This is a genomic window from Streptomyces sp. AMJ-169, from assembly GCF_055597585.1.
The window spans coordinates 43577-55518 of the sequence record NZ_JBVLTJ010000007.1 but is presented as its reverse complement, the minus strand read 5'-3'; the positions used below and the strand labels follow the sequence as shown (position 1 = coordinate 55518).

The 11942-nt window shown below is 72.8% G+C and carries 11 protein-coding genes and 1 pseudogene; 3 read left to right on the top strand and 9 right to left on the bottom strand.

From position 1 onward, the window contains the following. Window positions 1-7: 7 nt before the first annotated feature. Genes ACYUD3_RS18635 through ACYUD3_RS18600 form a run of 8 tightly spaced genes read right to left on the bottom strand, consistent with a single transcriptional unit; the run spans window position 8 to window position 8368 of the window. Window positions 8-820: an endonuclease/exonuclease/phosphatase family protein gene (locus tag ACYUD3_RS18635; protein ID WP_470971108.1), complete on the bottom strand. Its 813-nt coding sequence runs from the start codon at window positions 818-820 to the stop codon at window positions 8-10. 10 nt (window positions 821-830) lie between these two features. Then, on the bottom strand, window positions 831-1826 hold the full coding sequence (locus ACYUD3_RS18630; RefSeq protein WP_470971106.1) for a methyltransferase: 996 nt from the start codon (window positions 1824-1826) through the stop codon (window positions 831-833). Then, the gene (locus ACYUD3_RS18625) at window positions 1823-2947 is read right to left on the bottom strand and encodes an MFS transporter (RefSeq protein ID WP_470971104.1); all 1125 of its coding nucleotides are present in this window, start codon (window positions 2945-2947) and stop codon (window positions 1823-1825) included. The genes ACYUD3_RS18630 and ACYUD3_RS18625 overlap by 4 nt, the downstream gene beginning before the upstream one ends. Further along, window positions 2944-3561: a DUF1349 domain-containing protein gene (locus tag ACYUD3_RS18620; RefSeq protein ID WP_470971101.1), complete on the bottom strand. Its 618-nt coding sequence runs from the start codon at window positions 3559-3561 to the stop codon at window positions 2944-2946. The genes ACYUD3_RS18625 and ACYUD3_RS18620 overlap by 4 nt, the downstream gene beginning before the upstream one ends. Next, a complete protein-coding gene (locus ACYUD3_RS18615) occupies window positions 3558-4388 on the bottom strand; it encodes an SDR family NAD(P)-dependent oxidoreductase (protein ID WP_470971099.1) in 831 nt (276 codons plus the stop codon). Before ACYUD3_RS18615 ends, ACYUD3_RS18620 begins: the two co-directional genes overlap by 4 nt. Then, window positions 4385-5749: a glycosyltransferase gene (locus ACYUD3_RS18610; protein ID WP_470971096.1), complete on the bottom strand. Its 1365-nt coding sequence runs from the start codon at window positions 5747-5749 to the stop codon at window positions 4385-4387. The genes ACYUD3_RS18615 and ACYUD3_RS18610 overlap by 4 nt, the downstream gene beginning before the upstream one ends. After that, on the bottom strand, window positions 5730-7517 hold the full coding sequence (locus tag ACYUD3_RS18605) for a 1-deoxy-D-xylulose-5-phosphate synthase N-terminal domain-containing protein (protein ID WP_470971093.1): 1788 nt from the start codon (window positions 7515-7517) through the stop codon (window positions 5730-5732). Before ACYUD3_RS18605 ends, ACYUD3_RS18610 begins: the two co-directional genes overlap by 20 nt. Continuing rightward, complete coding sequence (locus tag ACYUD3_RS18600; RefSeq protein ID WP_470971956.1) at window positions 7514-8368, bottom strand: aminotransferase class III-fold pyridoxal phosphate-dependent enzyme; 855 nt, start codon at window positions 8366-8368, stop codon at window positions 7514-7516. Before ACYUD3_RS18600 ends, ACYUD3_RS18605 begins: the two co-directional genes overlap by 4 nt. 38 nt (window positions 8369-8406) lie before the next feature. Between ACYUD3_RS18600 and ACYUD3_RS18595 the strand changes: the two are divergent. The 3 genes and pseudogenes from ACYUD3_RS18595 to ACYUD3_RS18585 all read left to right on the top strand — a co-directional run. Continuing rightward, window positions 8407-9072 (top strand): annotated as a pseudogene (locus ACYUD3_RS18595) (substrate-binding domain-containing protein); the annotation flags it as partial. A 144-nt stretch (window positions 9073-9216) separates the two neighbouring features. After that, window positions 9217-10404, top strand: coding sequence for a cytochrome P450 (locus tag ACYUD3_RS18590; protein WP_470971090.1), 1188 nt, complete (start codon window positions 9217-9219; stop codon window positions 10402-10404). Window positions 10405-10416: 12 nt separating this feature from the next. Further along, window positions 10417-10611, top strand: coding sequence for a ferredoxin (locus ACYUD3_RS18585; protein WP_470971088.1), 195 nt, complete (start codon window positions 10417-10419; stop codon window positions 10609-10611). A gap of 39 nt (window positions 10612-10650) precedes the next feature. Here the strand turns inward: ACYUD3_RS18585 and ACYUD3_RS18580 are convergent, their stop codons facing one another. Then, window positions 10651-11673, bottom strand: a complete 1023-nt coding sequence (locus ACYUD3_RS18580; protein WP_470971085.1) for a PucR family transcriptional regulator — start codon at window positions 11671-11673, stop codon at window positions 10651-10653. Window positions 11674-11942 lie beyond the last annotated feature (269 nt).

Genomic DNA, 11942 nt, shown 5'->3' with positions numbered 1-11942 from the left:
TCGGGGGTCAGCGTCGGTGCAGCCGGATGGTGACGGGCCGGTGATCGGAGGCCTCCGGCCCGTCACTTACGGGCAGGGGCAGCGGCCGGTAGGACTCCAGGGCGTCCGCCAGCCGCGGGGACAGCAGGAACAGGTCGCTGCGGCGGGCGGCGCCGTCCAGGCCGTGGGTGGGGGAGCGGTCGCCCAGGTGGGCGCCCGCGTCGATGAAGAGCGGGTCGCCGGGGTCGCCGAGGAGCCGCTGGAGGGGGGTGCGGTCGGCGCGGTCCTGGCCCGGCAGCACGTGGTCGCCCCTGCGGTGGGCCGGCACCGCCGACCAGTCGGGTTCCGGGTCGCCCGGCGGCACGCAGTTGGCGTCCATGGCGAGGACGGTCGCGGCGGCGTCGGGGCGGGCGAACTGGCGCAGCCGGTCGGACTCGATCAGCCGGTTGACGGGGCTGAACGGGTCGAGGTGGGCGACCGCGCAGCGCAGCGGCTGCGACCAGCCGGGCAGCCGCAGCGTGACGCTGCCGTGCCCGTGCCAGGTCGCGAGCGCGGGGTCACCGGGCTCGACGGCGACGACCTCGGTGCCGGGCTGCCACAGGACGGCCATGTTGCAGCCGGTGCGGGCCGGGATCAGCGCCCCCTCCATGCCGTAGGCGTCCTTGGTGTCCTTGAAGCCCAGCTCCTCGCCGAAGTGCCAGCCCCAGCCCTCGGTGATCATCAGGACCTGGGGGCGCAGTTCGCGCACGAGCGCGGCCTGGCGGTCCCAGCGCCGGCTGTCGCCGCGCAGCCGGTCGATGCCCGCGACGTACAGATTCCAGAACATCACCAGATCGGTCATCGCCGCGTGCTCACTTCACGCCCACGATCATGGCCTCGGGGCCGTGCAGCGCCTCGACGCGGACGTCGCGGAAACCGGCCTTGACGAACCACTCGCGGGCCTCGGCGCCGGTGTAGTCGTAGCCGCCGGGCACCTCGGCGTGCATCAGCAGGCTGAGGATGAGGCCGACGGCGTTGCTGCTGCGGTCGTCGTCGATGAGGGTCTCGTAGACCAGCACCGACCCGCCCTCGGGCAGCGCGTCGTACGCCTTGCTCAGCAGCAGCTGCTTCTGGTCGTGGTCCCAGTTGTGCAGGATGTGGCCGAGGACGAGGACGTCGGCGCCGGGCAGGGGGTCGGCGAAGAAGTCGCCGGCCTGGAAGCGCGCGCGGTCGGCGACGCCGAGGCCGGCCATGTAGCTGTCGAAGCCCTCACGGGCCTGCGGCAGGTCGAAGCCGGTCGCGCTCAGGTGCGGGTGGCTGCGCAGGACGTGCCCGCCCAGGGCGCCCTCGGCGCAGCCGATGTCGGCGAGCGTGCGGTACTTCTCCCACGGGAACTTCTCGGCGATCACCAGGGCCGAGCCGAGGCTCAGGGCGGTCATGTCGCGCTGGAAGGCCCGGGTGGAGCCCGCCGAGTCGTACGTCGCCGCGTAGAACTCCCGGCCGTCGCGCACCCCGCCCTGGGCGGTGCCGGTGCGCAGCACCGCGATCAGGTCGTCGGCGAGGGTGCCGAACTGGCCGAGGTAGCTGTCGCCGATGTAGGTGGCGGGCTTGTCCGCGTCCAGGTACTGCGCGGCCTCCGGGGAGGCGGAGTACAGACCGCCGGTGCGCCGCAGGAGGCCGAGGGCGACCAGCGCGTCCAGGAAGTCGGGAGTCGCGGCCGGGGCGATGTCCAGGCGGTGGGCGGTCTCGGCGGCGGAGAGGGGCTCGTGCGCGAGCTGGGTGAACACGCCCAGGGAGATCGCGCTGAGCATCGTCTTGGTCTTCCAGTGGGCCCAGAACAGGTCCGCCACGGGCTGGGGGGAGATCATGAGGTGAGTTCCTTCTGAGGGGTGCGGATGAGACGGGCGGCCGAGGCGACGGCCAGCGCGGTGCACAGGGTGAGGGCGGCGATCACCAGCGGGACCGAGGCGGGGGCCGCCCGCCCCACCAGGTAGGGCAGGACCCCGCTCGCCCCCAGGTTCGCCAACAGGAGCACGGTCGTCGTGCGGCGCGGCGCCCCCGCGACGGAGGCGGCCCAGGCCAGCAGGGTCGAGAACACGGGCCCGAACGCCACCCCGGCCGCCGCGTACCCCACGGCGGGCCGGCCCGTCGCGGCGGCCACCAGCGCGGCGGCCCCGGACAGCAGGCAGAGCAGGATCAGCGTCGGCGGCGCCGGCCGGACCGCCAGCAGCGGCAGCACCAGCCGGCCCGCCACCAGCCCCGCCCAGAACACCCCGCTGAGCCGCGCCGCGTCCGCCGCCGAATAGCCGACGGCGTCCAGATGCGTGGAGGCGAGGGAGCCGACGGAACTCTCGACGCCGGCGTAGCCGAGGGCGGCGAGCGCGAAGAGGGCGAGCGTCAGAGCCGGGACGGAGTTCGGCCGCCCGTCGGGAGGCCGGACACCCGAGAACTCCCTGCCCACGGCCCAGGGCGTCAGCACCGCCGCCGCCACGGCCACCCCCGTCAGCAGCACCGGAAGCCCGCCCGGGCCGCCCACCAGCAGCGGGCCCAGCAGGGCGCCGAGACCGAAGCTGGCGTGCAGCAGGTTGAGGGCGATGACGCCCGCGCGGCCGGGGCAGCCGCTGAGGAGGGTGTTCTGATGGAGGATCAGACCGCCGTAGCCGATGCCGCAGACGGCCGCCGCGAGGACGAACAGCGGCCAGAACGGGGCGTGGGCCATACCGGCGGCGCCGGCGGCGAAGGCCACCAGCAGGGCGCGCACCGCCGGCCGCGGCAGCGCCCGGCCCTGCCCCCTGCCGCAGCAGGCGATGACGGCCAGAGCGCCGAGGTTGTAGGCCACGACCAGCTCCGTCCCGCCGCCCCCGGGCAGCCCGTAGGCGTCCCGCAGCAGCGGCAGGGCGGCGGCGGGCGCGGCGGTGACCGCGCCGAGCAGCAGCGACAGCGCCAGCTGCGGGGCGAGCTCCGCCGCCGTCGGCGCGGCGCGGGTCATCGCTGGTCACGCCAGGGGGTCGGGCTGAGCCGCAGGGGTTCGAACCGGCCCTCGGCGGCGTCGGAGAACGGGGCCTGCACGAACACGCCCAGCCGGACGTCGGGCGCGGCCGGGCCGTACCAGGTCCGCACGAACTGCCACGGCTCGTCCCGCTGCCGCCGGTAGAGCACGGCGAACCTGCGGCCCTGCCGGGTGGCCATCAGCTCCGCCTCCGGCCGGTCCAGGGAAGGCCCCATGGCCTCGTCGGAGTCCGGCCGCGACAAGACGGTGATCACCGCCCAGCCCCCGGCCCGCGTCCGCTCCACGCACAGCTTCAGCCAGCCGTCCTCGCCGTGCAGCACGAGCCCGCCGGCGTCACCGAAGCTGTCGCCCAGGACGGTGACCCGGGTCCAGGCCGTGAAGTCGCCGCTCACCGTCCGCTGGAGCGCCGGCAGCCGGTCGACCTGGTAGGAGCCCGGCATGCTGTACAGGTCGGTCCGGCCGGGCGCGGTCACCTGCAACTCCCCGCCCGGGCCTGCGGACTGCGTCCAGCGGGCCGGCTCCCGCGACCAGGACCAGCCGTGCCCGTAGTCCTCCAGCACGGCGTCCGGGGCCTCGGTGATGCCGCCGCTCACGCCGACATCCCCCCGTCGACACCGAGCGCCTGACCGGTGACCTTGCTCGCACACGCCAGATAGACGACGCCCTGCGCGATGTCCTCCGGAGTCTGGAAGGCGCGCTGCGGGATCATCTGCCGCATCCGCTCCCAGCACTCCTCCCGCGTCTCACCGGGCCGGGTGAACTCCGCCAGCAGGTAGTCCCACAGATTCGTGCGGACGATGCCCGGACAGATCGCGTTGACCCGGATGTTGTCCTTGGCCGTCTCCAGCGCGAGCGAGGCGCTGAACCCGATCACACCGAACTTGGCCGCGCAGTAGTGGGCGACCTTCCCGAAGCCCGAACGCCCCGACACCGACGAGAAGTTGACGATGGCCCCGCCGCCGGCCGCCCGCAGCAGGGGCAGCGCGTACTTGGAGGACAGGAAGACCCCGTCGAGGTTGCCGGAGACGACGTGCCGGAACTCCTCCAGCTCCATCGTCTCGACCGGGCTGACATGGGTGACCCCGAAGGCGTTGACGACGACGTCCAGCCGCCCCTGCTCCCGGCCGAGCCCGGCGTACAGCTCGCGCACCGCGTCCTCGTCGGTCGCGTCGACCCGCGCGGCGCGCACCTTCAGCCCGCGCTCCGACAGCCGGGCGGCGAGCTTCTGGGCCTCCTCGTGACCGGTGGTCCGGGTGGAGCGGTAGTGGTTGAAGGCGGACGGGAGCCGGTCGGTGTCGGCGACGACGACATCGGCGCCCAGTTCCGCGAAGGCCTCCACGACGGCCGCGCCCAGCCCCCGGGCGCCGCCGATGACCAGGGCGTGCTTGCCCGTGAGGTCGTACAGGGCTGGTGTGCTCACTGGTGTGTCTCCTGAAGTCGGCGGGCCGGGGCGGCGGGGGCGAGGGTGTAGGTCAGCGGCGGCAGGACCAGGGAGTCCAGGAGCCGGGGGAAGGAGCGGTAGTCGGCGAGGTTGCGCTCCGGCCGGGTGACCACCTGGCGCAGCTGATCCGCGTCGGCCGCAGGGGACCGGTCGATCAGCTCCAGGACCTGTTCGTCGCGGCGCCCGAAGTAGTCGGTGAACAGGTTCTCCGCCTGCTCCCTGGCCAGGTCTAGGTCGCCGGCGCGGGCCGGGACCCGCAGCCGCGCGGTCACCGACCGGTCGTACACCTCGACGGGCGCGGGCCGCTTGCCGGCGAGGACGTCCCAGAACGTGCGGTGCTCGTAGGGCCGGCGGTCGCCCAGCCGGGCGGGCTCGAAATCCCGGGTGAGGAGCTTGCCGGTGAGGACGCCCTCGTCGACGCGGCCGAGCGGGCCGACCTTGCCCATCGTGTACGCGGTCCGCGTGTCCAGCTCGGTGGGGACCAGGTTGCGGGCGGGCAGCAGTTCCACGGCCGGGCCCATGCCGGCGGCCAGCACCGGCACGCCGTACGCGAGGGCCTCCAGGACGACCCGGCCGAGGGTCTCGCGGGACGCCGTGCTGGGGAAGAGCAGGACGTCGATGCCCGCGAAGAACTCTTCGAGCCGGTCGTGGCCGAGGACCCCGGGCATCCGCAGGGCGCTCTGCGGGACACCCGCGTCGTCCAGCTGCCGGCGGATCGCCTCGGTCTCCCAGCGCGGGTGGTTGGGCTTGCCCGCGCAGGTCAGGGTGGTGCGGCCGGAGCTCGCCCGGTGGCAGCGCAGGAAGACGGAGAGGACCTGGTCGAAGTTCTTGGCCAGGGACAGCGCGCCGAGGTAGCCGATCCGCAGCGGCTCGTCCGCGCCGGGCACGCGGGCCGGGGGCCGGGCGGGCAGCCGGTCGAGCATCGGATAGGCGACCGCCGAGTTCTCCTCGGTGAGCGAGGGGAACGCCCGCACGTACAGCTGCCGGGTGTACTCGGTGGGGAACAGCACCAGGTCGTCCTCGCGCAGCAGCCCCGCGCACAGCTCCTCCTGCGCCCAGTACCCCGACCACAGCGCGGTGTGCACCTCCCGCACGATCCGGAAGTCCCGCCCGGACCGCTCGCGCCACAGGTGGTGCAGGAAGGCGTACGGGCCGCTGCCGGCGTAGACGGTGTCACCGGCGCGCGCCCCGGCGAGGCCGGCCGCTCCCCGGGCCAGGTCGTGCCAGTGCACCTCGGCGCCCTCGGTGAGCAGCCGGGCCATCTCACGGTGCATCAGGATCGCGCCGTCGACGATGCCGTCGGTGTCCGGCGCCCGGTAGTCATGCGTGTGCAGGCGCATGCCCCGCCTCCTGACCGGCCAGCAGGGCGAGCCTCTCGCGCAGCGCCGCCGGGTCCATGCCGTGCAGGGCGAGCTGCTTGGCGTGCACCACGTTGGCGATGTCCCGGGTCACGCCGTGGGCGTCGACGGGCAGCAGGTACTTGGCGCGCAGCCGTTCCCCGAAGCCGCCCCGCACCCCGTTGTACTCGACGCTCAGCAGCTGCTCGCAGCCGGCGAGGACGGCGAGGGTCGCCGGGTCGAGTTCGGGGTCGAGGGCCGCGCAGTGCAGATGGGGCAGCCCGGTCTCCCGGTTGGCGCCGGCGACCAGCGCGGAGGCGTAGCCGAAGCTGACGACCGCCGCGCGCGGCTCCGGGCCCGGCGGGGTGAGCCAGACACCGCCGTCGATACGCGCCGAGCAGTCCGCGGCGGGCGCCTCGAAGCGGGCGTCGACGACGCTGGCGACGTGCGCGGTGTCCGGGTGCGCCTCCAGCCGGCCGAGGACCGCGTCGAACTCGCCGGAGGTGACGGGCTCGTAGACCCGCACGCCCAGCAGCAGGTTCAGCAGGTTCGCCGCGTTGTGCGCGCCGCCCCAGGCACCCCAGCTGCGCCCGGCGAGCACCAGGAGGTTGCGCACGCTGGTGCTGGCCTCGGTGAGCATGCTGAGGGAGTCCATGTAGTACATGGCGTCGGTCGCGACGACCTTCAGGTCCGCCTCCGCCAGGTGCAGGGTGAGCCCGACGCTGAGGGTCTCGGCGAGCCCGGTGTTGACGTAGGGCACCTGGCCCTTGAGGCCGAAGCGGGCGGCCATGTCGGCGGTGAACACCTTCATGGCGCGTCCGGTGCGGTCCCGGTAGGCCGCGAGCATCCGCCCGCTGGTACCCGCGAACGACGGGGTCTTCTTGGGGGCGCCCGCCGGGGCGAAGCTGTGGTTGTCCTTGCGGGTGCGGCACACCAGCGCCGCCGGCCCCGGCGCCTTGAGCAGGGCGCCGAGCGCGTCCCGCACCGCGTGCGCGTCCTGGCCGTCGGTCTCCTCGACCCGGGGCAGATAGCTGCGCAGATAGCCGAGGCTGAGTTCCTTCGGCAGGGGTTCGATGCCCTTGCCGTTGGCGTCGACGACCAGGACGAAGTTGTCGAGGCCGTGCTCGTGGACGAAGCGCAGGCACTCGAAGGCGGCGCCCTCCTGGAGTTCGCCGTCCCCGGCCAGGCACACCACCTTGCGGTCGTCCCCGCGCTCGGCGAGACCGAGGGCGAGGCTCACGGCCTGGGCGAGACCGACCCCGAGGCTGTAGCGCATGGTGTTGCGGAAGCCCAGGTCCCGGTGGACGACGCCGGTCAGCCCGCCCTGGTGCAGGGTCGTGAGCGGGGCCAGCGGGAAGCTGCCGCGGACGTAGTGCTCGGCGTAGAAACTGGGGGCGATGTGACCGCGCCCCACGACGAGTTCGGCGTCCGCCTCCTGCCCGTCGTCGGGCACCAGCCCGAGGTCGAAGCAGGCGCGCACCAGCGGCAGGGACGACAGGCAGCTCTGATGGTTGCCGGCGCCCGCGATCTCGTGCATGCGCAGCAGGACGTCCGCGCTGTCGGCGTAGGCCCGCTCGGGCACGGCGGCGGCGAGTTTGCGCAGCGACTCGACGAGGGGGCCCTCGTAGCCGCCGCCGTCGAGCTCGGCGAGTTCGCGTGCGACCAGGTCGCGTTCGGGCGGGGTCAGCCGGTCGAGGGCGGCGCGGGCCGGTTCGTCGACGAGGCTGCGCAGCGTGGGCCGCAAGGGCTGGGAGCCGGCCCGGCCGCTCATCCGGCGGTCCCGCAGACCTCGTCCAGGCCGGCGCCCAGGATGTCCAGCATCTCGTCGGCCTCGGCCTCGGTGGTGACGTACGGCGGGGCCATCACCAGCCAGTCGTCCTGGCCGCGGATGATCAGGCCGCGCCGCTGGCAGGCGCGGGCGACGGCGACGCCCTCGACGGGGCGGCCGTCGGCGCGGGGGGCGAGCTTCACGCCGTACAGCAGGCCGACGGCGCGCAGGGTGCCGCGTTCGCCGACCGTCTTCTCCAGGCGGGGGCGGACGTAGTCGGCGAGGGTGTTCACGCGGGTGGTGAAGTCGCCCTCCGTGAACAGGCGCAGCGCGGCGGCGCCGGCGGCGGAGGCGAGCGGGTTCGCCGAGTAGGTGTGGGAGGGGGCGAACGCGGGCGGGCCGCCGGCCTCGCTGAGGACGGCCGCGACGCGCTCGGACATCAGGACGGCGGCCAGCGGCGCGTAGCCGCCGGAGATGCCCTTGCCGGCGCAGATCAGGTCGGGGGTGACGCCGAAGGTCTGCGCGGCGAACGGCGATCCGGTGCGGCCGAAGCCGGTGACGATCTCGTCGAAGATCAGGACGATGTCGTGCCGGTCGCAGATCTCCCGCAGCCGGGTCAGATAGCCGGCCGAGGGGATGGCCATGCCCCGCAGGTGGATGACCGGTTCGATGACGATCGCCGCGATCGAGTCGGGGCCCTCCGCCTCGACGGTCCGCTCGATCATCGACGCGGCGAGGGTCTGGGCCTCGTCCGGGCCCACGTCCCAGAACTCCTCCAGGCAGTCCGGCGGCCACACGTGCACGGTGCCCGGCAGACCGGGTCCGAACCGGGTGACGTCGGGCCGCCCGGTCACCGAGAGGGAGCCGAAGGTGGAGCCGTGGTAGCCGTGGAATCGGCTGGCACGCCGTGGACGCACCGGGCCCCAGCACCAGCCCCAAGCTCTTCAGCAACATCACCACCAAGGTCGAGGACGTCGCGAAGATCAGCGCCGACTGGGTCATCAGCCAGTCCAACGGCCGGGCCGGGGTGGTGGTCTTCACCGACGCCTCCATCCCGTTCGCCAAGGGCAAGTCGGACCTGATCGTGAAGGAACTCGCCACCTGCTCCGACGTCGACGTCCTCACCACGTCCAACATCCCCCTCGCCGACGCCAGCAGCCGCACCCCCCAGGAGGTGTCCGCGCTGCTGTCCCGCTACGGGACCAGGTGGACGAACTCCGTCGCCATCAACGACCTCTACTTCGCCGACGCGGCGCCGGCGCTGCGGGCGGCGGGCAGACAGGGCGCCGGATCCCCGTTCAGCATCGGCGCGGGTGACGGCGACCCGTCCGCCTTCCAGCGCATCAGCAGCAAGGAGTTCCAGTCGGCGACGGTCCCCGAACCGCTCTCGGAACAGGGCTGGCAGATCGTCGACGAGTTCAACCGCGCCTTCGCCGGCGAGCCCGCCAGCGGCTACATCGCCCCGGTCCACATCACCACGGCCGACAACGCCGGCGGCGAGTCCTCCTGGGACCCGCAGGGGTATCGCGAGGCCTACCGGAAACTCTGGGGGAAGTGACCCCGGCCGGGCCCGCGCGGCTCGCGGTTCTTGGGCTGACTGCTCAGACCTGCCGCCCCGGTTTGTGACTCCAGCGCGATCGGCCGGCCCGGTTCGGGGATCTAATGACGACGGTAGGAGGACCCTTCGCATGCGAGGTCATCGATGACACGATCCGCCGCTCTGCCGTTTCCCCAGGACCGCACCTGCCCCTATCAACCGCCCCCCGCCTTCGGGTCGTTGCCACGGCCGCTGGCGCGGATCACCCTGTTCGACGGCCGCGAGGTGTGGGCGGTCACCGGCCATTCCGTGGCCCGCGAACTGATGGTCGACCCGCGCGTGTCCGTGGAGGCATGGCGCGACGGCTTCCCGATTCCCGACCCGCGCTTCGCCGCGGGCGTCCGGGACCGCCGTCCGACCGTGTGCGGCGTGGACGATCCCGAGCACAACACCCAACGGCGGACGCTGATCCCGAGTTTCACACTCAAGCGGACGGCCGAACTGCGGCCGCAGATCCAGCGGACCGTCGACGGGCTGCTCGACGCGATGGTGGCACAGGGCCCGCCGGCCGAATTCGTGAGCGCCTTCGCGCTGCCCGTGCCGTCGATGGTGATCTGTTCGCTGCTCGGCGTCCCGTACGAGGACCACGAGTTCTTCGAGGCGCAGTGCCGCAGGATGTCGCGCGGCCTGCCCGCCGACGCCTTCGACGCGGGCTCCCAACTCGACGCGTACCTCGGCGAGCTGATCGACCGCAAACAGCGGACGCCCGGTGCCGGACTGCTCGACGACCTGATCGACTCGCAGCTGCGCGAAGGGGCGATGGAGCGGGCCGACCTGGTCGCCCTGGCGTTCATTCTGCTGGTGGCCGGGCACGAGACGACGGCGAACATGCTCTCGCTCGGCACCTTCACCCTGCTCCAGCACCCGGAGCGACTGGCCGAGCTGCGCGCCGACCCGTCCCTGATGCCCGCCGCGGTGGACGAACTGATGCGGTTCTTGTCCATCGCGGACGGACTCCTGCGGCTGGCCACCGAGGACATCGAGATCGCCGGTACGACGATCAAGGCCGGCGAGGGGCTCGTCTTCACGCCGTCCCTCATCAACCGCGACGCCGACACCTTCACGGACCCCGATGTGCTGGACTGGCACCGGCCGGCCCGTCAGCACCTGGGGTTCGGCTTCGGTGTCCACCAGTGTCTCGGGCAGAACCTGGCGCGGGCCGAGATGGAGATCGCGCTGCGGACGCTCTTCGAGCGGCTGCCCGGTCTGCGGCTGGCCGCGCCCGCGGAGGAGATCCCCTTCAAGCCGGGCGACACCATTCAGGGAATGCTCGAACTTCCGGTGACCTGGTAGGGGTTGGCCGACATGCATATCGAGATCGACCAGGACGCCTGTGTCGGCGCGGCCCAGTGCGCCCTGACCGCACCCGGCGTCTTCACTCAGAACGACGACGGTCTCAGCGAGTTGCTGCCAGGCCGTGCGGACGGCGGCGGAGATCCGCTGGTACGGGAGGCCGCCCGCGCCTGCCCGGTCCGGGCCATCAGCATCTCCGAAGGGTGAGCGGCGGCGCGCCTCGCGAAGGCTGACGGGCCGCCGCGGTCAGGCGGACCTGCGGCTGCGGGTGGCGGCGGGCTGCGCGTCCTGGTCCCGGCGGATGAGCATGGTGGTGCCGAGTTTGTGGACCAGGTAGAGCGCGCTGTGCAGCCGGAGCCGGTCCTCGCCCAGTTCGCGCAGGGACTTGCCGAGCAGTTGCTCGGCCTTCCTGACGCGGTACAGGACGGTGTTCTTGGCGACGTAGAGGCGTTCGGCGGTCGCGGCCACGCTGCGTTCCTGTTCCAGGTAGCACAGGACCGTCTCCCGGAGCGCGGCGGTGGGCTTGTCGTCGGCGGCCAGCGGGCCGAGTTCACGGACGACGAAGTCCGTCGTCGCCGCCTTCTCGTTGCCGAGCAGCAGGAGGAGTTCCAGCGCGCCGTAGTCGTGGACGCCGGCGGGCAGGGTCTCCCCCACCGTCTCCAGAGGCTCGCAGGCGCGCGCCTGGAAGTGGGACTGGCGGAAGCCGGCGATGCCGTCGCCGGGAAGTCCGGAGAAGACCTGGATGTGGGCGGGTACCGCGAGCGGCTTCTCGATGCGCCGGAACGCGGTGGGACGGGCGGTGCTGCGGCCTCCCCAGGCCCACAGCCGGGTGGTGCCGACGGGCAGCAGGAGCGTGGAGGAGCAGCCGGCCGCCTCCAGCAGGTTCAGCGCCGTGTCCTTCAGTCCGCCGACGCGGTCGGGTACGGGCTCCTCACAGGTGAGGATCAGGGCGACGTGGTGCAGCGTCAGGTCGTAGCCGAGGCGCTGCACCGTGCTCGCCAGGTCGACCGGGTGGCCCTCCAGGATCGCGTTGACGAGAGAGATCCGTCCCCGGGCGAATCCGGCGAGCCAGCGCGCCTTGCACTCGGCGAACTCCTCGCCGACGAACACGGCCAGCTGCTCCATGCCGTCGAAGAGCTCCGCGGAGAGCCGCTGCATCGCCGCCGGGCGCTCCGCCATGGGCAGGGTGGCGGAGCAGGAGTCGAAGAACTCCTGCATGAGTTCCGCGTGGATGAAGCGTACGCAGCGCAGCAGCGCGTCGACGTTCATGCCGGATTCGACAACCTTGCGAACCGTGTCGCTGATTTCGCTTCTCAAATTTTCCGGCAGGGTACTCAGACCGCCCAGCCGCAGCAGCCCCCACAGGGAGACCGCCTCGAACAGACGAGGTTCGATGCGTGACCCGAGATCCCCGAAATCACGCTTCGCGGAAACCCGGTCGACCAGAACACGGCTCTTCTCCACGGCCCAGCCCACCGCTGTCGGGCCCGCCACGGAAATCGCCTGGTCAAGCAGTAGTGTGCTGACGGCCGACTGAT

Excerpts from the sequence above, each read along its gene's own strand:
- ACYUD3_RS18635 (WP_470971108.1), bottom strand. The coding sequence starts at position 820 with ATGACCGATCTGGTGATGTTCTGGAATCTGTACGTCGCGGGCATCGAC.
- ACYUD3_RS18630 (WP_470971106.1), bottom strand. The coding sequence starts at position 1,826 with ATGATCTCCCCCCAGCCCGTGGCGGACCTGTTCTGGGCCCACTGGAAG.
- ACYUD3_RS18625 (WP_470971104.1), bottom strand. The coding sequence starts at position 2,947 with ATGACCCGCGCCGCGCCGACGGCGGCGGAGCTCGCCCCGCAGCTGGCG.
- ACYUD3_RS18610 (WP_470971096.1), bottom strand. The coding sequence starts at position 5,749 with ATGCGCCTGCACACGCATGACTACCGGGCGCCGGACACCGACGGCATC.
- ACYUD3_RS18605 (WP_470971093.1), bottom strand. The coding sequence starts at position 7,517 with ATGAGCGGCCGGGCCGGCTCCCAGCCCTTGCGGCCCACGCTGCGCAGC.
- ACYUD3_RS18590 (WP_470971090.1), top strand. The coding sequence starts at position 9,217 with ATGACACGATCCGCCGCTCTGCCGTTTCCCCAGGACCGCACCTGCCCC.
- ACYUD3_RS18585 (WP_470971088.1), top strand. The coding sequence starts at position 10,417 with ATGCATATCGAGATCGACCAGGACGCCTGTGTCGGCGCGGCCCAGTGC.
- ACYUD3_RS18580 (WP_470971085.1), bottom strand. The coding sequence starts at position 11,673 with ATGAACGTCGACGCGCTGCTGCGCTGCGTACGCTTCATCCACGCGGAA.